Annotated in this window: 14 protein-coding genes; 11 read left to right on the plus strand and 3 right to left on the minus strand. The window is 63.0% G+C overall.

Annotation, left to right across the window (positions count from 1 at the left end; translation table 11 throughout):
• Positions 1-54 precede the first annotated feature (54 nt).
• From HJO_RS14095 to HJO_RS14125, 7 genes are all read left to right on the plus strand, one after another.
• Positions 55-1,890: an ABC transporter ATP-binding protein gene (locus HJO_RS14095; protein ID WP_035617996.1), complete on the plus strand. Its 1,836-nt coding sequence runs from the start codon at positions 55-57 to the stop codon at positions 1,888-1,890.
• 133 nt (positions 1,891-2,023) lie between these two features.
• Positions 2,024-3,250, plus strand: a complete 1,227-nt coding sequence (locus HJO_RS14100; RefSeq protein WP_156945678.1) for a threonine ammonia-lyase — start codon at positions 2,024-2,026, stop codon at positions 3,248-3,250.
• A 72-nt stretch (positions 3,251-3,322) separates the two neighbouring features.
• Positions 3,323-4,207, plus strand: a complete 885-nt coding sequence (locus HJO_RS14105; protein WP_051618638.1) for an FKBP-type peptidyl-prolyl cis-trans isomerase — start codon at positions 3,323-3,325, stop codon at positions 4,205-4,207.
• 25 nt (positions 4,208-4,232) lie between these two features.
• Entirely contained in the window at positions 4,233-5,021 is a 789-nt protein-coding gene (gene cysQ, locus HJO_RS14110; RefSeq protein ID WP_035617998.1) for a 3'(2'),5'-bisphosphate nucleotidase CysQ, read from the plus strand.
• A 59-nt stretch (positions 5,022-5,080) separates the two neighbouring features.
• On the plus strand, positions 5,081-6,421 hold the full coding sequence (gene glmM, locus HJO_RS14115; RefSeq protein WP_035618000.1) for a phosphoglucosamine mutase: 1,341 nt from the start codon (positions 5,081-5,083) through the stop codon (positions 6,419-6,421).
• Between the two features lie 127 nt (positions 6,422-6,548).
• Positions 6,549-8,408 (plus strand): AMP-binding protein, encoded by a 1,860-nt coding sequence (locus HJO_RS14120; protein WP_035618002.1) that lies wholly within the window; start codon positions 6,549-6,551, stop codon positions 8,406-8,408.
• 70 nt (positions 8,409-8,478) lie between these two features.
• Positions 8,479-9,378, plus strand: a complete 900-nt coding sequence (locus tag HJO_RS14125; RefSeq protein WP_035618005.1) for a hypothetical protein — start codon at positions 8,479-8,481, stop codon at positions 9,376-9,378.
• Here the strand turns inward: HJO_RS14125 and HJO_RS14130 are convergent.
• Positions 9,375-10,034, minus strand: a complete 660-nt coding sequence (locus tag HJO_RS14130; RefSeq protein WP_035618008.1) for a DsbA family protein — start codon at positions 10,032-10,034, stop codon at positions 9,375-9,377. The two genes, HJO_RS14125 and HJO_RS14130, sit on opposite strands and share 4 nt — an antisense overlap.
• Positions 10,035-10,128: 94 nt before the next feature.
• Here HJO_RS14130 and HJO_RS14135 point away from each other — a divergent pair, with 94 nt between their 5' ends.
• Positions 10,129-11,055, plus strand: coding sequence for an alpha/beta hydrolase (locus tag HJO_RS14135; protein ID WP_241764756.1), 927 nt, complete (start codon positions 10,129-10,131; stop codon positions 11,053-11,055).
• Positions 11,056-11,244: 189 nt separating this feature from the next.
• Positions 11,245-13,599, plus strand: a complete 2,355-nt coding sequence (locus HJO_RS14140) for a TonB-dependent receptor (RefSeq protein ID WP_035618012.1) — start codon at positions 11,245-11,247, stop codon at positions 13,597-13,599.
• Between the two features lie 78 nt (positions 13,600-13,677).
• Here HJO_RS14140 and HJO_RS14145 read toward each other — a convergent pair whose 3' ends face one another.
• Positions 13,678-16,551, minus strand: a complete 2,874-nt coding sequence (locus HJO_RS14145) for a TonB-dependent receptor domain-containing protein (RefSeq protein WP_035618014.1) — start codon at positions 16,549-16,551, stop codon at positions 13,678-13,680.
• Between the two features lie 192 nt (positions 16,552-16,743).
• On the opposite strand from HJO_RS14145, the gene HJO_RS14150 reads away from it, so the two are divergent.
• Together HJO_RS14150 and HJO_RS14155 are read left to right on the plus strand one after the other, a co-directional pair.
• Positions 16,744-18,156 (plus strand): protein adenylyltransferase SelO family protein, encoded by a 1,413-nt coding sequence (locus HJO_RS14150; RefSeq protein ID WP_035618017.1) that lies wholly within the window; start codon positions 16,744-16,746, stop codon positions 18,154-18,156.
• Between the two features lie 85 nt (positions 18,157-18,241).
• Complete coding sequence (locus tag HJO_RS14155) at positions 18,242-19,414, plus strand: CaiB/BaiF CoA transferase family protein (RefSeq protein ID WP_035618018.1); 1,173 nt, start codon at positions 18,242-18,244, stop codon at positions 19,412-19,414.
• Here the strand turns inward: HJO_RS14155 and HJO_RS14160 are convergent.
• Positions 19,411-20,334, minus strand: coding sequence for a DMT family transporter (locus HJO_RS14160; protein WP_162173836.1), 924 nt, complete (start codon positions 20,332-20,334; stop codon positions 19,411-19,413). The two genes, HJO_RS14155 and HJO_RS14160, sit on opposite strands and share 4 nt — an antisense overlap.
• Positions 20,335-20,437: the final 103 nt, after the last annotated feature.

Here is a 20,437-nt window from a genome sequence, read left to right on the forward strand (position 1 = left end):
TTTTGTGCATTGAAAACATTGCACACCTTCCCTGTGCCTGTAGAGATTGCCGTCATGAGCATACTTTCCGTGAAAGACCTTGTGGTCGATTTCTCCACGCCCGACGGCAGTGTCCATGCCGTGCGCGGTATCAGTTTCGACGTCGCCGCCGGCGAATGCCTTGGTATTGTCGGTGAAAGCGGTTCGGGAAAGAGCCAGACGTCGCTCGCCAGCCTCGGCCTGCTCGCCGAGAACGGCACGGCCACCGGCCGGGTCGACTTTGACGGTGTCAACATGCTCGAAGCCCCGGTCGAGACGCTGCGCAAGATCCGCGGCGCCAAGATGTCGATGATCTTCCAGGACCCGCTGACCAGCCTGACACCGCACATGACGGTGGGTGCGCAGATGCGCGAGACTCTGGCCCTGCACATGGGCCTGAAGGGCGAAGCGGCCGACAAGCGCTGCGTCGAATGGCTGGAGAATGTCCGCATCCCGGAAGCGGCCCGGCGCATGGACCAGTTCCCGCACGAGCTGTCCGGCGGCATGCGCCAGCGCGTGATGATTGCCATTGCCATGCTCTGCAATCCGCAGCTGCTGCTGGCCGACGAACCGACAACGGCGCTCGACGTCACGGTCCAGGCACAGGTCCTCGACCTGATGAACGACCTCAAGAAGGAAACCGGCACCGGCATCGCCCTGATCACCCACGACATGGGCGTCGTGGCGCGCATGTGCGACCGGGTCATCGTCATGCGCTATGGCGAGATCGTCGAACGCGGCACTGTCGACGACATTTTCTACAATCCCCAGCATGACTACACGAAAATGCTGCTTGAAGCGGTTCCGCGGATCGACCAGCCGGACCGGCGTGGCCGCCCGGCGCTCGGCCCGGCCCCGGACAGCAGCATCAAGCCGGTGCTCGAAGTCGAGGACATGAAGGTCCACTTCCCGATCCGCATCAAGGGCGGCCTGTTCGGCAAGATGAAGCCCCTGAAGGCCGTCAACGGCGTGTCATTCGACCTCCGCCCCGGCGAAACGCTCGGCGTCGTCGGCGAATCCGGCTGCGGCAAGTCCACCCTCGCCCGCGGCGTGCTGCGCCTCATCCCGCCGACATCCGGCACGGTTGCCTGGCTGGGCAAGGACATCACCAAAGCCGGCAAGTCCGAAATGGACGCCCTGCGCGACGACCTCCAGATCGTCTTCCAGGACCCGCTCGCCAGCCTTGACCCGCGCATGACCATCGGCGCCTCGATCGCCGAGCCGCTGCAGGTGCACGAACCGCGCCTGACCCGCGCCGAGCGCGACCAGCGCGTGCAGGCCATCATGCCCCGCGTCGGCCTCGACCCCGCCCTGATCAACCGCTACCCGCACGAATTGTCCGGCGGACAGAACCAGCGCGTCGGCATCGCCCGCGCCATGATCCTGAAGCCGAAGCTGGTCATCTGTGACGAGGCCGTCTCGGCCCTCGACGTGTCGGTCCAGGCCCAGGTCGTCGACCTGCTGATCGAGCTGCAGAAGGAATTCGGCCTCGCAATGATCTTCATCAGCCATGACCTCTCCGTCGTGCGCGAGATCAGCCACCGCGTGATGGTTCTCTATCTCGGCCGCGTCGTGGAACTGGCCGGACGCACGGCGATCTACGAAGATGCCCGCCACCCCTATACCAAGGCCCTGATCGCCGCCGTACCCGCCGCCGACCCGAAACTCGAACGCAGCCGCGAACGCATCACGCTGACCGGTGACCTGCCCAGCCCGCTCGACAGCCGCGCGCCGCTGCGCTTCCTCAAGTCGAAACTGGTCGATGACCCCGACGCGGAACAATACCAGCCGCAGCTGGTCGAAATCGCCCCGGGCCATCTCGTCGCCGAACATGACGCCATCCTCGGCAGCGAAGGCCTGCACCTCGCCTGACCTCGCCCACACCACGCCCTGCCCCACCCCGGCCAGCGCGACGAAACGCCCCTGCCACCGCCTCGCCTCCCCCGCCTTGCCCTCACCGGATTGCAAGAATAGGGTGCGCCCGACCTGAACCGGGACCTCCTGAATGCCTGATACACTCACCACCACCCTGCCCGTAACGCTGTCTGATATCGAAGCCGCTGCCCGCGTCCTCGAAGGCCAGATCGTGCACACGCCAATGATGCATTCGCGGACACTGTCGGCCATTACGGGCGCAGAAGTGTGGGTGAAATTCGAGAACCTGCAATTCACCGCAGCCTTCAAGGAACGCGGCGCGCTCAACCGGCTCTCCCACCTGACAGATGCCCAGCGCAAGGCGGGCGTCATCGCCGCTTCGGCTGGCAACCATTCCCAGGGCGTGGCCTACCACGCCCGGCGCCTCGGAATCCCCGCCACCATCGTCATGCCCCGCACCACGCCGTTCAGCAAAGTCGAACAAACCCGCAGCCACGGCGCCACGATCGTGCTCGACGGCCTCAGCTTCGACGAGGCCAAGACGAAAGCCTACGATATCTGCCAGCGTGAAGGCCTGACCTTCATCCATCCCTTCGACGACCCTCATGTCATCGCCGGACAGGGCACCGTTGCCCTTGAAATGCTTGCGGAAAAACCTGATTTCGACACGCTCGTCGTTCCGATCGGCGGAGGCGGCCTGATCGCCGGCATGGCGGTTGCGGCCAAGGGCATCAACCCGGACATCAGCATCGTCGGTGTCGAAACCTCGATGTATCCGGCCATGCTTGCCGAACTGGAAGGCCGCGAAGTCAAGGTCGGTGGCGCCACGATCGCCGAAGGCATCGCCGTGCGCGATGTCGGCCGCCTGACACTCCAGATCACCCGTGAACTTGTCGATGAGGTCCTCCTCGTCGAGGAAGAGCACCTGGAGCGCGCGATTACCCTTTTCGTCAACGTCGAAAAGACGGTCGCAGAGGGTGCCGGCGCTGCGGGGCTCGCAGCCCTGCTGGCGCATCCTGAAAAATTTGCCGGCCGGAAAGTCGGCCTCGTCCTGTGTGGCGGCAATATCGACACGCGTTTGCTGGCCTCCGTCCTGACACGCGCTCTGGTCAGGGAAAAGCGCCTCGCGTCCATCCGCATCGTCGGCGATGACCGGCCCGGCCTGTTGGCGCTGGTTTCCAAGGTGATCGGCGATAATGGCGCGAACATCATGGAAGTCGCGCATAACCGGCTCGCGCTCGACGTGCCGGCCAAGGGCGCTGAATTCGACATCCTGATCGAGACCCGCGATGCCCAGCACACACAGGACGTGATCGACGCCCTGACAGCAGAAGGCTACCCGCCCCGCGCGCTGTAGCGGTAAGGTGACTTGACCGGAAAACGGCCCTAGACCCGCGGCAGATAAAGAACCAGACGGAGCTGACCCGAGATGATCCGCATATTCGCTGCAGCCTGCGCTGCCCTCTTCATGATCGCTGCCTGCAGCGAGACCAAGGACTTGACTGACGTGAACGCTCCATTCGAAAAATACCTGCCCTGGGACGCAGCCGGAAAGGACGTGAAGTCCGGCGAAGGCGGCCTGCAATACATCGTCCTCAAGGAAGGGCCGAAAGGCGGCAAGTCTCCCGTCGCGACAGACATGGTCAGCGTCAACTATGACGGCCGCACCGCTGCAGGCGAAAAATTCGACAGCTCCTTCGACAAGGGCAGGCCGATCCAGTTCCGGCTGAACCAGGTCATTCCCGGCTGGACCCAGGGCCTGCAGCTGATGAGCGAAGGCGACGACTATCTCTTCTTCATTCCCAATGCGCTTGCCTACGGCAATTCCGCACGCGGCAACGTCATCAAGGCCGGCGACGACCTCGTCTTCCGCGTCCAGCTGGAATCCGTGCTGGTTCCCAAGGCAATCGACAAGGCCGCCTGGGCGAAATACACGCCGTGGAATTCAGACCTGCCTGAAGTCATGAAGACCGGATCGGGCCTTGAATACGTCGTGCTCGCCAGCGGCGACCCGGCGGGCCCCTCGCCAGAAAATGGCGAAATGGTCGCCGTGCACTATGAAGGCCGCCTCGCCGAAACCGGTGACATGTTCGACAGCTCCTACGAGCGCGGCAATCCGGAAACCTTCCCGTCGAACCAGCTGATCCCCGGCTGGGTCGAGGCACTCGCCATGATGAAACCGGGTGACCGCTGGATGATCTACATCCCTTCAGACCTCGCCTATGGCCCAGCCGGAACGCCGGGCGGACCAATCCCGCCCAACGCGGCGCTGGTCTTCGAAGTCGAACTGATGGACGTAATGAAGCGCGGCTGAGCCGCCTGAGTTTCCGGGAACCGATATGAGCCTTACGCCAGACGACCTCGCCCGCATCGCCCTTCAGGCCGGCGCAGTGATCATGGACATCTACGAGAGCGACTTTGGTGTCGCCCAGAAGGATGATGCTTCGCCCGTGACGGCGGCCGACCAGAAAGCCGAAACGCTGATCCTGGAAGCCCTGAAAATTGCCGACCCCGACCTGATGGTCATTGCCGAAGAAGCTGCGAGCGAAGGCAATGTTCCCGAGCACGGCCACAGGTTCGCGCTTGTCGACCCGCTCGACGGGACACGGGAATTCGTCAGCCGGAACGGTGAATTCACGGTCAATATCGCCATTATCGAACACGGTCGCCCGGTCATGGGCGTGGTCTACGCCCCGGCAAGGCAGCGCCTGTTCGTCGCCGAAAGCCACAATTCGGGCTGGCAGGCAGCGGTGGCGCCGGGCGGAGACGTACCGACAGACCGCACGCCGCTGAAGATCCGCGCCTGCCCGGCCGGTGGGCTGACCGCGATCGCATCAAAATCGCATCGCACGCCTGAAACCGACACCTGGCTCGGCAAGCATGATGTCCGCGAGACGCTGAGCGCCGGATCATCTCTCAAATTCTGCCTCATCGCAGCGGGCGAAGCCGACCTCTATCCCCGCATGGGCCGCACCATGGAATGGGACACGGCCGCCGGGCACGCCGTGGTCGAGGCAGCTGGCGGACGGGTGCTGACGGAAGACGGTACCCCGCTGCTCTACGGCAAGCGCGAGCGCGGCTACGACAATCCGCACTTCATCGTCTATGGCGACGTGACGCCCTGCTGACCGCCCCTCTCGCTTAAACCACGCAAATCTGCCAAGAAAACAGCAGGGAGACGAGGCGCATGGTACGGCAATATTTCGGCACCGACGGCATACGCGGACGGGTGAACCAGAAACCCATGACCGCTGAAACAGCGCTGCGGCTGGCGATTGCCGCTGCCCGCACCTTTGCGCCGGACGGCAACGGCACAGTCATCATCGGCCGCGATACACGGCGTTCCGGTGACATGATCGAGGCGGCCCTCGTCGCGGGCCTGACCAGCATGGGCCTGACACCCTGCCTGGCAGGAATCGTCCCGACACCGGCCGTCGCCATGACAACCCGCCTGACAGGCGCCCGCTTCGGCCTGATGGTGTCGGCCTCGCACAACAAGTATGCAGACAATGGCATCAAGCTGTTCAGTCCCGAGGGCCTGAAATTCGACGATGCCACGGAAGAAACGCTCGAAGCCGCAATGGCAGGCGCATTCGAAGGCGCCTATGTAGCGCCCGAAGCGATCGCCTCGCCGCAACGGATGGCGGGCGTCGGTGACGACTATGTCCGCACCTGCCTCGCGACCATGGGGACCGCAGATCGCATCAAGGGCATGAAAGTCGTGATCGACTGCGCGCACGGTGCGGGTTTCGATGTCGCCCTCGAAGCACTGCAGCAGTGTGGTGCCGATGTCACCGTGATTGGCGCCGCTCCCGACGGGATCAACATCAATGCCGGGTGCGGCTCGACCGATACGACCGCGCTGAAAGCCGCCGTCCTGGCGCGCAAGGCCGATGTCGGGCTCGCCCTCGACGGCGATGCCGACCGCGTCATAGTTGTCGACGAGACCGGCGCCGAAATCGACGGCGACCAGGTGATGGCCCTGATCGCCCGCGAATTGCATGAATCCGGGCGCCTGAAGGGCGGTGGCATGGTGTCGACAGTGATGTCGAACATGGGCCTCGACCGCTACCTGCGCAGCTGTGGCCTGACGCTCGCCCGGACCCGGGTCGGCGACCGCTATGTCGGCGAACACATGCGCGCGCACGGGTTCAATTTCGGTGGTGAGCCGTCCGGCCACATCATCCTGTCGGATGTCTCCACGACCGGTGACGGGCTTCTTGCGGGCCTGCACGTGCTTTCGGTCCTTGCCGGGAGCGGGCAGAAAATGTCCGAGCTCGGACATGTATTCGAACCGGCGCCCCAGGAACTCGTCAATATCCGCTATTCCGGTGCCAACCCGATGGAGAACGCCGCCGTGCTTGAGGCAATCACTGCCGCCGAAGCGATGATGGGAGAAGACGGCCGGATGGTGGTGCGCAAGTCCGGCACTGAACCGCTGATCCGCGTCATGGCCGAAGCGCTGGAGGCGGGCCTGATGCGCCGCGCGCTGGAACATGTCGTGGCGGCTGTCAAAGCCGCGTCCTGACCGCCCTGCCCTGCCGCCACGTCAGGGGCGGGAATCATGCCGGAATTCACGACCGGGGGATGGAATATGCCGCCCGATGCCATAAACTCCCTTGCAATGATAAAAGTATTCAAGGGAGTATGCTGCCATGGCCGAGGGCCACACCCTGCCGGAATTTCGCCTCCTGCCAATGAAGGCGCCGGACATCGAGATGACCCGCGCCGAAGGCGGCATCATCTATCTCACACCGCGGCAGGCGCCGGGCGATCGCCCGAAAACCATCCCCCATTGCCTGGATGAGCGCGCCCTTGCGCATCCGGACCGCCCGTTCCTGCGCGAGCGCGACCCGGAAACCGGCGTGTGGCAGACCCTGACCTATGGTGAGGCAAAGGCCATTACCGACAGCCTCGCCCAAGCCTTTCTCGATCTCGGTGCAGGCCCCGATGCGCCAGTGATGATCCTGTCCGGCAACTCCACGCGGGCGGCGATGGTGATGCTGGCCGCGCAGAAGGCGGGCGCGCCTGCCGCGCCGATATCCGTGCCATATTCACTGATGTCGACAGACCATGAAAAGCTGCGCCACTGTTTCAACGCCGTCCAGCCTGCCATCATCTTTGCCGAGCAACTCGCCCCCTTCCGCAAGGCCATCGATGCGCTCGGCAATACAGGCTTCAAGGTCGTGGCAGCCGACACCGGCGGCGACAACACGGTTCTCGCCTACGATGCGCTCGCGGCCACGGCGCCGACCGGTGCTGTCGCCGATGCCATGGCCAGGCTGGACGATGACACGGTCGGCAAATACCTCTTCACGTCCGGATCGACCGGGCTGCCAAAACCGGTGCCGACCACGCAGGGCGCCATGTGCGCCATGATCGCCGGGCAGGAAGGCCTGCGCGATGATTCCCGTGACCCCGAACATGACCCGGACCACGTGGTGAACATGCTCGACTGGCTGCCCTGGAACCACATTTCCGGTTCCAATGTGAATTTCAATGGCGCGATCTGGAACGGTGCCACGTTCTGGATTGACGATGGCAAGCCAACTGCAGCCCTGTTCCAGAAGACCATCGACAATATTCGCGACTGCTCGCCGTCCTCGTTCGGCACGGCGCCCATTGCCCTGGCCATGCTGGCCGACGCGATGGAATCCGATGATGTGCTGCTGGAAGCCTTCTTCCGCAACATGCGCTCCATCGGCTATGGCGGTGCAACGCTGTCGGACGATCTCTACGACCGCCTCCAGTCACTGGCGATCAGGGCAACGGGCCGACGCATCCCGATCATCACCATGTACGGCGCAACCGAGACGCAGGGCATCACTGTCGTGCACTGGGAAGCCGAAAGGGTCGGGCTGATCGGGTTGCCGCTGCCCGGCATGACACTGAAGCTCGTTCCCAACGGCACCAAGCTGGAAGTGCGGGTCAAGGGCCCCTCCGTGATGCCGGGCTATCTCGACAGCCCGGAGAAGAATACCGAAGTCTTCGATGACGAAGGGTATTATTGCCTCGGCGATGCCGTGACTTTCGTTGATGAAGACAGGCCCGAACACGGCCTGGTGTTTGACGGCCGCGTCGGCGAGGATTTCAAGCTCTCCTCCGGCACATGGGTCAGCGTTGGCACGTTGCGGCCTGATTTCGTGTCAGCCTGCTCGCCGCTGGTCTTCGACGCGGTGATCGCCGGGCAGGACAAGGATTTCGCATCCGCCATGGTCTGGCCGGCGCAGGCCGCCGTGGAACAGCATGTCAAGGCAGCGGGCGGCGATGTCGCCAGGGCGCTTGATACGCTGACGGATGAAATTGCCCGCAAGGCTGCCGCCTTCAATGCATCCGAAACCGGTTCGTCGCGCCGCATCAGGCGCCTGCTCGTCCTCAGCGAGCCCCCCTCGATTGATGCCGGAGAGATAACCGACAAGGGTTACGTCAACCAGCGCCTGGTCATCGACCGGCGGGCCACCAGCGTTGCATCGCTGTACGCAAACCCTCCGGGAGAGGGCGTCGTCAGCCTTTAATCCGTAATCACATTAAAGTCTTGTCAGGATTTTTCGCGCACTCTCCCGGCGAGATGTGGAGGAATGCGTCATGACGTTCGACGCGCGCAAGGGTAGTGAGCTGCCCGGGAGCAACAATTCGCTTTACGCTGCGGTGGTTGTCGCGGTGGTTGGCGGCGCATTCTTCCTCGCGCTGACCGTCCCTCTTCCCGGCAAGGCGACCAGCCCTGACAAACCACGAACGGACGTCATCGCAACGCTTGAACCGGCTGCCCCGCCGACGCCTACACTGCTTTCGTCAAAATCGGCCGAGAAATATTTCGAGACACTCCACAGGGTTGATCCGGCCGCCAGCCGGGCCCTGCAGAAGCGCCTGATCGAAGGCGCGAATCTGCCTGCAAGCGTACAGTCGCAAATTGCCTTCGAACACGCTGCCGAGCTCTTCAAGCGTCGGTCGGGCGACCTTGCCCTGGCTGATACGCGCCACGTCGATGACCTGCTAAGCATGACGCGCGAAAGCCTGAGATCGGCGTCCCGGTCCCGCAGTGCCTGGTGTAAGGGCAGCCAGTATGCCGCCCTCGACCAGGCCTCCTTCACCGATGGCAGCAAGGTGATCGAAGAACTCGAAATGCTTGAGGAGCCGCTCCGCGATTTCGGATACGACGTCATGACCAGTCTCCTCGTCGCGATCGAGGATGCCGAGGAGCACCCTGTCCGGCACGGTGCCCTGACACCGACCGACAAGGCTGCCCTGCAGGGCGTGATGATGTCGATGGTCTCCGACCCCCAGGTCATGCCGCTGCTGATGGCGGCGCAAAGCGGGGCCGACACTGACGCGGTGATGAAATCGCTGAATGTCTGCGAACTCGGCGCTACAGCGATGACTGCCCTCAAGACATTGCCGCAGGACACCAAGGGCCGCGTCTTCGCCGATCTGGTCCGCCAGTCGGGTTCGAATGGCGTAAACCTGGAATCGCTGACCCGGTTCTAGGACGTCACCGAATCGCGGCGCGCCACGCCGGCCTGACCGAGCCGCCATTCCAGCAGGTCGAGCCGGTCCTGCCCGAAAAAGGCTTCGCCCTCGAATACCATCAGCGGCACACCCCAGTGATGGGGATCCTGTGCGGCCTGGTTTTCCGCGATGATCGCTTCGATCCGGTCGGTCTCCTCGGCCTGTCTTCGGTCCAGGTCGGCCAGGTCAAACCCGGCACGTGCCGCGGCGTCAGCCAGCGCCGTGCCCTCCGTCCACGCTCCGCCAGACCAGATCAGGGTCGAGACCTCGTCCATGAACGCCCAGCCTTCGTCATCCCCCGCTTCGCAGGCCAGGATGCCAAGCCGCGTCAACCGGTGAATGTAGGGCTGCTCGTCTGCAATCTCGCGCGTCATCATGTTCATCACCACCGGATCCGGGTTCAGCGGACCGAATGGCAGTTCAAGGTATTGCGACAGGCGCACGATGTCGCGCACCAGGTAGGGCACCCATTGGGGGCGGATCTGGCTGAAGAATTCCGGCGTGCGGATGGCGATCGGATAGACCGGCCGGGGGCGCACCCGGACATCCCAGGTCTTGCTCATCGCACGCAGTCGGCGGGTGGCGAGATAGGAATAGGGAGAGCGGAATGACCAAAAGACATCGACAGTTTTCATGGAACCGAGTTTGGCCTCTCGATTACGCCTTCACAAGGCCGAATTTCGCTCCCATCTTGGCGCCATGACGCTTGATGACTCCTTTCGCCAATTCATGGACCGTTTCCAGCTTCCCGACATGTCCGGGCTCGACTGGAAGGGATCCACCGACAAGCTGCGCCAGCAGTTTTACGTCGCCAGCCGGGCCATCGAGCGCGACGCACCGGAAATGGCGGACATTTCCCTGCTGAAGGCGACCGGCGCAGCGGGCCCGTTGCGGGCGCGGCTCTACACGCCCCTCGGTGCCGGCGTGCCGCCGGGCCCCGGAATCGTCTTCTTCCACGGCGGCGGCTTCATGCTGGGCGATCTCGACAGCCATGACATGGTCTGCAAGCGGCTGGCCGAAGGCGCGCGGTGCCGCGTCATCGCCGTGGACTATCGCCTGGCCCCCGAACACACTTTCCCGGCCGCGCACGAGGATGCGCTCGCCGCATGGGCCTGGATCGTGGAGAACGCGACGCGCCTCGGCCTCGACCCGCAGCGGCTTGCCGTCTGCGGCGACAGCGCGGGCGGCAATCTGTCAGCCTATCTCGCCCAGGAGATGAACCGCACCGGCGGCCCGCGTCCGGCATTCCAGCTGCTGCTTTATCCGCTTGTCCAGTTCGTCGACATCCGGACCAAGAAGATGAGCTTCCAGGAAGGCGGCTTCTTCATCTCGGCCAACCTGTTCGAGTATTTCCGAGACAGTTACATCACTGACGAAAGCCAGCGCATGGACGTGCGCGTATCGCCGCTGTTTGCCGGACCGGATGCCTTCAAGGGCCTGCCGCCGGCCCATTTCGTCCTGTGCGGCTGGGACCCGCTCAAGGATGAAGGCCTCGCCTATGCTGACAAGATGGCCAGTTTCGGCGTTCCCGTGACGGTCCGCGAACACCCCGGCATGGTGCATGGCTTCATGAACATGACTGCATTGTCGGATACTGTCCGCCTCGCCATCCGCGATGCCGGGCATGTTGCGGGTCGGGCACTGGGCGCAATCTGATGATCGCCATTTTCACCTGCGCTTAACTCACCGTTGCATTTTTGCGACGGTCCCATGCAATCGGTTGGGTGCGATCCGAAACGGCTTTGGTCACCGGTGGATTGCACCATATGGGTAACGTGTACCCGCCCTCCTCCCAGAGCCCATGGGTACAAGTCATAAACTTGTAAAATCCAGAGGAAACCCAGAATGAAATTGAAACAAATGCTGGCTTTGTCAGCATCCGCGATCGTATTTGTCGCAAGTTCAGCCATTGCCCAGGAAACGGAAGCAGCACCGGCCCGCGAAAGCGCCGTCGACCGTATTCTCGGGACAGTCACCGTCACCGCCACCAAGAAGGCCAATGTCGAAAACGTGCAGGACGTGCCTGTCGCCGTCACCGCGTTCAACAGCGACACGCTCGACGCGCTCAAGGTCAATGACCTGCAGGGCCTCAGCTATTCCACTCCCAACGTCTCGCTTGAAGATGTCGGCACGTCCAAGGGCGTTGCAAACTTCTCGATCCGCGGCCTCGGCATCAACTCGTCGATCCCGTCAGTCGACCCGACCGTCGGCGTTTTCGTTGATGGTGTGTATCTCGGCGTGAACTCCGGCGTCGTGCTCGACCTGTTCGACCTCGACAGCGTCGAAATCCTTCGCGGTCCACAGGGCCTGCTGTTCGGTCGCAACACGACCGGCGGTGCTGTCCTGATCAACACCGGCAACCCGACCGACGATTTCCACTACAAGGCCCGCGCCACGGTCGAAACACCGATCGACGATGATCGCGGCGGCCCGAACACGACCCTGCAGGCCACCGTTTCCGGCCCGCTGATCCAGGACAAGCTGAACGGCAAGCTCGGCATCTACCACAATTTCGATGACGGCTACTTCAAGAACCTCGCCACAGACGACAACCTCGGCGAAGCTCACACGACCATCGTGCGTGGTGCCCTCGAATGGATGCCGACCCCGGACCTCACCTTCCTCGGCAAGGTCGAGAATTTCCAGACCAGCTCCGATGGCCCCAACGGCCAGAACCGCGGCTTCTACGACCGTGGCAGCTTTGACATCGCCATCAACAATCCGGGCTTCCTGGACAACGACACGACGTTCGCCACGCTCCGCACGGATCTCGATGTCGGATTCGGCAATGGCCGGATCACCAACATCATCGGCTACCGCGATGTCGACTCCACGACGAGCGCCGACATTGATGCGACGCCGCTGACCCTGTTCCACTCGGACACCGAGTTCCAACAGGAGCAGTTCTCCGAAGAACTGCGCTATTCCGGCACGTTCGACCGGGCTGACGTCACCGTCGGCGGTTTCTACTTTACCCAGGAAGTCGGCTATACCGAGCGCCGCAACCTGCCGACCACCCGCCCGGCCACGTTCCCGGCCGGTCTCGACTGGGAATTCAATGGCGGTGGCCGCCAGGACCACACGGTCTACGGCATCTTCGGCCAGGTCGACTATGACTTCACCGAAAAGCTGACCGGTATCTTCGGCCTGCGCTACGGTTACGAAGAGAAGGACGTGGATGTCACCTATGTGCGCCCACGCCCGCATTGCTCTGTCGTCGATGCAACCTGCCCGACCACCGGTACCAACCCGTACATTGCCGGCGAGCCGAACGGCTTCTCCGACAAGGACGACTGGAGCGAAGTGACGCCAAAGATCGGCGTGCAATACTTCCACACCGACGACACCCAGTTCTACGGTACCTACACCAAGGGCTTCCGTTCGGGTGGCTACAACTTCCGCATCACGAACGCCCTGGCGTTCGAAGCGCTCTTCCCGGCAACGGGTTCGCGCGCCTTTGATGAGGAACAGGTCGACAGCTTCGAAATCGGCATGAAGCACACCACCGCTGACGGTCGTGGCCAGCTCAACGCAGCCGTGTTCCTGAACGACATCAAGGACATGCAACGCGAGCTGAACCTCTCTTCGCCATCCTCCGGTGTGGCCCAGACGATCATCAATACGGCTGATGCCGAAATCTACGGTCTCGAACTGGAAGGGCGTTACGCGCTTACCGATTCGCTCCTCGTCACGGCCAACCTTGGCCTGATCGATGCTGAATATACCGACGTCATCTTTGACATCTCGGGTGACGGTGTTGTGGACGGCAAGGATCTTGATCTGGATCTGCCCCGCGTGCCGGAAGCCACTTACGGCTTTGCCGTCATCCACGATTACGACATGGCCGACCGTGGCTCGCTCGTATCGCGCCTGACCTTCCAGCACCGTGACAAGAACGCCTTCACGGACAACAATTTCGGTTGGATGAGCGCAGCTGACCAGCTGGATGCGAACCTGACCTGGAACACGCCGATGGACGGCGTCTCCGTGTCCGTGTTCGGCAAGAACCTGATCGACGAAGCCATTGCTGGCGGCGACACGCAAGTGCCGTTCGGCGGAACACTGGCCGGGTTCGCGCCAGGTGGCTCAAACAACTCGACCGGCGTCGACGTGCCGTTCGCGACCAACCCCGCAATCGGCACATTCTCGCCGCTGCAGAAGGGTCGCCTGATCGGTATCGAGTTCACGATCAGCCGCTAGGCTGTTCCAACCTCACCCCAAAAGGAAAGGGCGGCCCCACGGGCCGCCCTTTTTTTGTCTGGTGTCTGAAGCCGGGGCCTAGTTGCCCGAGCCGCCGAACCGCTTGGTCACGCTGATCTTGAACGTGCGACCGAACGGGTTGTGCGTGTAGGGATCGTAGTTCAGGTCGAAGGCCGCGAATGGCGGGTCCTCGTCCGTCACGTTGACCACGGAGAGGCCGAAATCGAACCCTCCGAAGGCTTCCGACTGCAGGCTGTAGTACAGATCGAACGTCGTCTGGCTGTCGATCTTCTCGCCAACACCGCCACGGGCGGCCGCTGCACGTTCGTCCTTGTAGCTGTCGATATGGCGCATGACGGCCCGGAAGTTGTGATCCCCGAGGCCATAATTGGCGAAGAGGTTCGCTTTCCATTGCGGCATCGACCGGGTGAAGTTGCCCCGGTTGAACTGGCCGACATAGTCACCACCACCGATTGCCAGACCCTCGACGAAGTAAGGATCAACATCATACTCGATGATGTAGGTGGCGTCGGCACCCACGGCGAACTCTGCATTATTGCTGAGTTCCCAGCTGTTCTGCAGCCGAAGGTCAAGGCCCGACGTCTTGATGTCAGGGCCGTTCGTGACGTTGGTGCGGACACGCGAAATCGTGCTCGCTGTCGGCGCCATCGGATCGTTGAATGTGATCCGTGCCAGGATGGCATCATCATCCGTCGTGGCTGTGGCGAGTGCGGCAACCGCTGCGTTCACAATGTTCGCCTGCTCTTCCACGATGACCGGATCAGAGAAGTCGAAATTGTAATAGTCGAGCGAGGCAAAGAAGTTGCCCATCTCATAGATGCCACCAAGGTTGAAGCTGAACGCCGATTCCGGCTTCAGGTCCGGATTGCCGAACGTATCGACGGCCTTGAATGCCGAGGCCGCAGAGATGAACTGCAGCGACGTGCCAACGCCACCCAACTGGTTCAGCGTCGGCCCCTTGAACGAGGTCTGGGCCGAGCCGCGCAGGGCAAAATTGTCCGTCACGTCCCACTTGGCTGCAATCTTCGGGTCGAAGGTAGAGCCGATATCACCGCCGTAATCCTCGTAACGCACGGCAACCTGCACGTTGAGGGTATCGTACAGAGGCACCTGCAATTCGCCGAAGATGGCAAAGATCGTCTGGTCTTCGTCCGCCCGCGTCGTGCCGGCAAGGAACGAATAAGGTCCCGTGCCACCAGGTCCCGGTGTCAGGTCGAGGTCTGTCAGGGCAGACGGGTCCACCTTGTAGCTTTCCCGGCGAACCTGCACGCCAGCAGCCCAGCCAACCGCGCCGCCAGCAGCCTGGACGTTGCTCTCGCCCGAGAAGACGCCATCAAAGACCAGCAGGTCCGTGTTGGCGATTGTCAGGCTTGGGTCGGTAATCCAGTCAGCCAGCGTTGCCGAGTTTTCCAGTCCGGCAACATAGTTCGGGTTTGCTGTACCCGTAACGGCGTTGGCAGGAATGGCGTTCGAGAACGGGTTGTAATATTCACACCCGCCGGCACCTGGAATGAGCGCCCCGGCATAACCGGCCGCATACGGCACTGTTCCCGTGGCGGGATCGAACCCCGTGTTCGGGTCGGTACAGACACCGAAACCGCGCAGGGCGGATGTCAGGCCGGTGATATAGGTATCATTGGTTGAACGTTCGCTTTCGGTCGCCGAATAGCTGAGGGCCGCATCATAGTGCACGCCATTATCGAAATCGCCGATATAGGAACCGGACAAGCGATAGGTCTCGCTCTTGCGATAGCCTTCCTGTGCGCCGCCTGTACCGGGGAAACCACCCCAGCCGAACGAACGGCCGATGAAGAGGGCCCCCACGGACGTGGCCGGGAACGCACCGGGATTGTCAGCAACATATTGCTGGAAACCAGGCGCGCTTGCCGGCACGAACTGGTTCAGCAGTGCCTGTGGCGGATAGGACGGTGATGTCTTCCAGGTCGGAACGTCCGAAGACGCGTAGAGCGCTTCGAGATGCAATTCCGCGCCGTTCGACAGGTTCCGGTTGTATTCGGAGAAGATCTGGTAACGCTCTTCTTCTTCAACCAGGTTGTCGAAATTGGTGAACTGGAAGCGGCAGGTGCCTGCGACGACGAGACCACCCACGCCTTCGCAACCGCTATCATTCGTTGCACCCTGAATGGGCGTGCCGGCAGGACCGATTGGAACATAATAACCGGGGTTCGACAGCGTTGACCAGCCGCCGACAGGGTTCTCGTCATATGGCAGGATCGCCCAGTCTTTTTCCGTCAGGCCGACTTCGCTGCGCTTGTTGTAGCCAACTGATGTCACCCAGCTGAAGTTCTGGCCCTGCAGGCCGTAGGCGGCGGAAAGATCATAGTCGCCGTCGGTCCCCTCGAAGGTGGTAAACGAGCCACCGACCTCAAACCCGTCCAGGTCGCGATTGGTGATGAAGTTCACGACGCCGGCGATGGCATCAGAGCCGTACAGCGCCGCAGCACCGTCTTTCAGCACTTCGATCCGGCCAATGGCGACGGAAGGAATATTGTTCGTGTCAACAAACAGCTGTGCCTGCTCGCCGATCGAATACGGGTGGTAGGTCTGGCGGTGGCCGTTGATCAACACCAGGGTCCGTGCCGGGCCAAGGCCGCGCAGGTTGACGTTCGACGTGCCCTCAAGGCCGTTCGATGCGAACTGGTTGGTCTGGCCGTCAACACCCGAGGATGGGCCAAGGTTGCGGATCAGTTCGGTGATCGAAGGCTGGCCTTCGAGTTTCAGGTCGGCGGCTGTCAGCACGTCGACGGGCAGCGCTGCGTCTTCGGGTGTCCCCTGGATGAACGAACCGGTCACCGTGACCGTCGACAATTTTCGGGTGCTGTCACTACCCTCTTCCTGCGCAAATGCCGGCAAAGCCGTCATGAGCGCGAGCGCGGATGCGCCCAACACGAGATTGGTCGAAAATTTCATTGTATTTCCTCCGTTTGTGCCTGTGATGACCCCGGATTATGTTTCCAGGTGTTTCCCTCACCGACGCCAAGCTTAGACACATCGTGCCCCTGCGATAGGGATGAGTTATGCTGCACTGCAGTAACGCATGGCACCTATGCATTCCAGCAAAGCCATTGCGAAAGGGTTTGATTTCAGGTCAAAAATGAATGGATGTTGCGCGAATCCCCCTCCACGCCCCCGTTTCTTGCGCTGGCAGACCATTTCGCAGATGCGGTAGAACCGATAGAATTTCCCCGCCATGTGTTGCGATTTCGCAACCGTCGCTGGGCGAATGCCGTCGGGCTGGGCGATCTGGACGAACCGCAATGGCTCGAACACTTCGCGCGCTTCGTTCCGCTGCCCGGAAATCTGCCCCGTCCGCTCGCCCTGCGCTATCACGGCCACCAGTTCGGAACGTACAATCCGCAGCTCGGCGACGGGCGCGGCTTCCTGTTCGCCCAGGTCCGCGACTCGTCCGGACGCCTGCTTGATCTCGGCACCAAGGGGTCAGGCCAGACGCCCTGGTCCCGGCGGGGCGACGGGCGCCTCACGCTGAAGGGCGGGGTCCGTGAGGTTCTTGCCGCGAGCTATCTCGAGGCGCTGGGCGTGCACACGTCCAAGCCGTTCTCGCTCGTCGAGACGGGCGAGCAGCTCCATCGCAATGACGAACCCTCCCCGACCCGGTCCGCCGTCCTCGTGCGCCTGTCGGAAAGCCATGTCCGGTTCGGCACGTTCCAGCGCTGCGCCTATTTCGAGGACCGCGAAGGGCTGGCCCGGCTTGTCGATTACTGCGTCGCCGAATTCCACCCGGCCGCCGACGCCCCGGACATGGCCGCGAAAGCCTGCAACCTGCTCGAACAGGTCACGATCGCCACCGCGCACATGATCGGCCAGTGGATGGCCGCCGGCTTTGTTCACGGCGTCATGAATACCGACAATTTCAACGTCACCGGGGAAACCTTCGATTTCGGCCCGTGGCGCTTCCTGCCTGTCTCGGACCCGAATTTCACCGCAGCCTATTTCGACGAGAACGGACTCTACCGGTTCGGGCGCCAGCCGACGCAAGGGGCATGGGCGTTGCAGCAACTCGCCTCCGCCCTGCTGCCGCTGGCCGAGGCCGACGACCTCGCCCGCAGCCTCATCCCCTACGAGACCGCCTACCAGACCGCGTTCGCCGCCCACACGCACCGCCTGCTCGGCCTCTCCAGCGCTGGCGACCTGCCCACCGATCTCACATTCCTGCAGGCCTTCTTCGGCTGGATGACGCAAAGCGGCGCGTCCTGGCCGCAGGTCTTCTTCGACCTCTATGGCGGCGCGGCAAGCACTGACCGCATGGCGGCATCACCGCAGGCCGCGCTCTACCAGGCTGGCGATTTCGGTCCGGTCCGCGACGCGCTGGCGGCACGGACGCCCTCGCACCCTGATCGCCTCTCCCTCCCCTACTTCCAGGCTGCCGCGCCGGTCACCATGCTTGTCGAAGATGTCGAAAGCCTCTGGGACCCGATCGCGGCAGATGATGACTGGTCGGCCTTCACGGCGAAGCTTGCCCATCTCGAGGCAGCACGGACAGCGCTTGCCCCCTGACGCGAGGTGCGGTCTTGATCCCGTCCGCCGCCCTCCTCTACCTCACCCTCACCACGCCCCTGCCACACCCTGACGAGATATTGCCATGACCGACACTTCCGCCTCCGGGCCGCTGGCCGGCCTCCGGATCATCGACATGAGCTCGGTCGTCCTCGGCCCGCTCGCAACGCTGATCTTCGGTGACCTCGGCGCCGATGTGATCAAGATTGAAGCCGGTCAGGCCGGCAAGGCCGGCGACATGATGCGCTATGCCGGCGCCTCCCCTACAGGCGATCTCGGCCCGATCTATACGGCCCTGAACCGCAACAAGCGCTCGGTCGTGCTGGATGTGAAGACGGCGGAAGGAAAGGCGGCACTGACGGCCCTCCTGAAGGATGCCGATGTCTTCTTCCACAATGTCCGCCTTGCTGGCATGGACCGTCTGGGCTTCGGCTACGAGGCCGTGAAGGCGATCAATCCGGACATCATCTATGTCCACTGCGCCGGCTTCGGGGTTGGCGGCGAATACGAGCACCGCCAGGCGTATGACGACCTGATCCAGGGCGCGTCAGGCTTTGCCGCCCTCAACGCCATGCGCTCTGGCGGCGCGCCCGAATACGCCCCGTCCCTCGTCGCCGACAAGACGGTCGGCCTGTTCGCCACCTATGCGACCCTCGCTGCGCTGTTCCACCGCGAGCGCACCGGCCGCGGCCAGTTCGTGCAGGTTCCGATGCTGGAGAGCTTCACCTTCTTCAACCTGGTCGAGAACCTGTATGGCGAGACGTTCATCCCGCCCACGGGCGGCCTCGCCTATACCCGCTCGATCAATGCCAATCGCAAGCCATACGCCACCCGGGACGGCTATATCGGCCTTGTTCCCTATTCCGACCAGCAATGGGCCGAGTTCTTCGCCATCGGCGGCCGGCCCGAAGTTTTCGAAGACCCGCGCTTTTCAACCTACTCGGCCCGAACCGAACATGTCGGCGAACTTTACGCGCTGATCGAGGAAGTCGCCGCAACCAAGACGACCGACGAATGGCTGGACCTGCTGGACGCAGCCAACATCCCGGCCATGCGCTACAACACGATGGCCGCCGTGCTGACCGATCCGCACCTGGCCGAAGTCGGCTTCTTCGAAGAGCGCGTGCATGCAAGCGCCGGCCGCTACCGCGCGATGAAACATCCTGTCAGTTTCTCGGACAGCCCGGCGTCCATCCGCCGTGATCCGCCCCGCCTCGGCGCGGATACCGAAACCATCCTCGAAAGCCTTGGCCTCTAGGCTGCCTTGCGCCCGCCGCCGCCATGGCGGGCCAGCCAGACGCCCCCCAGGATCATTGCGAAGGCTGCCAGCGACGTCCAGCTCTGCAGCTCGCCGAAGAACACGAACCCCAGGACAGCGGCGACCACCGGGATGGCATAGCCGGTCAGCGACAGGAAGGTTGCCGACGTGCGGACGATCAACAGCATGTACAGCGCCTGGGCGAACGCCGTCGGCCCAAGACCGAGGCCCACAACCGCCAGCCAGTTGCCCCACCCGGCATTCACGTCACCGGGATCGACCACCAGCGCCAGTGGCCACGAGACAACCGCGGCCACCGATACGAATGCGGTGGCAAACGGTATGGCCCGCATCAGCGGCGCCCCCCGCGCGATCAGGCTGGACGCGGCATACGCCATGGTCGCGCCGAGCAGCATGAGCTGGGCAAGCGCCGTTGCAGAGCCGAGTCCCTTCAGGGCTTCCGGTCCGAACAATAGCGCCACGCCGCCAAAGCCGATCAGGACGCCGACGACGGAGCTTGCCGACAGACGCTCGTCCTGGAACAGGAAGTGCGCGCCAATCGCCACAAAGATCGGCACGGCGGCTGTGTAGAGCGCCGCAAGGCTCGAATTGACCGTCTCCTGGGCCGTCGTGATCAGGAAAAAGGGAATGACCGAGCCAACCAGGCCCATGCCGGCAATGGCCGTCCAACGCCGCCGGTCAGACAGCGGCGGCAGGTGCTGGCGCACCGCGAACAGGACGCACCAGAGGGCTGCCGCGCCGATCGTCAGGCGACCGGAAATTACCCATTCCGCCGGCAGGCCTGCATCGGCATGGCCTTTTTCGACGGCCATGCGAGTCAGCATATAGGCGCCAGCCCAGACCAGGCTGAGCAGCCAGAACAGGCCCCAGTCCGCGAGGGAGCGGCCAGCCGGTTTCATGCCCGCCCGCACCATGAGCGGCGCAATGACAATGCTTTGCCAAGAAAACGACGATTCACCCGGATGGCCCCTTGATAGCAGGCGGACAGGCAATACAGAGGCC

Origin of the sequence: Hyphomonas johnsonii MHS-2 (assembly GCF_000685275.1) — a bacterium.
GTDB lineage: Bacteria > Pseudomonadota > Alphaproteobacteria > Caulobacterales > Hyphomonadaceae > Hyphomonas > Hyphomonas johnsonii.

What these genes read in the sequence shown, in the direction of transcription:
- glmM (WP_035618000.1), top strand. Translation starts at nt 5,081, where the DNA reads ATGGTACGGCAATATTTCGGCACCGACGGCATACGCGGACGGGTGAAC.
- cysQ (WP_035617998.1), top strand. Translation starts at nt 4,233, where the DNA reads ATGAGCCTTACGCCAGACGACCTCGCCCGCATCGCCCTTCAGGCCGGC.
- HJO_RS14160 (WP_162173836.1), bottom strand. Translation starts at nt 20,334, where the DNA reads ATGAAACCGGCTGGCCGCTCCCTCGCGGACTGGGGCCTGTTCTGGCTG.
- HJO_RS14155 (WP_035618018.1), top strand. Translation starts at nt 18,242, where the DNA reads ATGACCGACACTTCCGCCTCCGGGCCGCTGGCCGGCCTCCGGATCATC.
- HJO_RS14125 (WP_035618005.1), top strand. Translation starts at nt 8,479, where the DNA reads ATGACGTTCGACGCGCGCAAGGGTAGTGAGCTGCCCGGGAGCAACAAT.
- HJO_RS14150 (WP_035618017.1), top strand. Translation starts at nt 16,744, where the DNA reads ATGTTGCGCGAATCCCCCTCCACGCCCCCGTTTCTTGCGCTGGCAGAC.
- HJO_RS14145 (WP_035618014.1), bottom strand. Translation starts at nt 16,551, where the DNA reads ATGAAATTTTCGACCAATCTCGTGTTGGGCGCATCCGCGCTCGCGCTC.
- HJO_RS14120 (WP_035618002.1), top strand. Translation starts at nt 6,549, where the DNA reads ATGGCCGAGGGCCACACCCTGCCGGAATTTCGCCTCCTGCCAATGAAG.
- HJO_RS14100 (WP_156945678.1), top strand. Translation starts at nt 2,024, where the DNA reads ATGCCTGATACACTCACCACCACCCTGCCCGTAACGCTGTCTGATATC.
- HJO_RS14095 (WP_035617996.1), top strand. Translation starts at nt 55, where the DNA reads ATGAGCATACTTTCCGTGAAAGACCTTGTGGTCGATTTCTCCACGCCC.
- HJO_RS14105 (WP_051618638.1), top strand. Translation starts at nt 3,323, where the DNA reads ATGATCCGCATATTCGCTGCAGCCTGCGCTGCCCTCTTCATGATCGCT.
- HJO_RS14140 (WP_035618012.1), top strand. Translation starts at nt 11,245, where the DNA reads ATGAAATTGAAACAAATGCTGGCTTTGTCAGCATCCGCGATCGTATTT.
- HJO_RS14135 (WP_241764756.1), top strand. Translation starts at nt 10,129, where the DNA reads ATGGACCGTTTCCAGCTTCCCGACATGTCCGGGCTCGACTGGAAGGGA.
- HJO_RS14130 (WP_035618008.1), bottom strand. Translation starts at nt 10,034, where the DNA reads ATGAAAACTGTCGATGTCTTTTGGTCATTCCGCTCTCCCTATTCCTAT.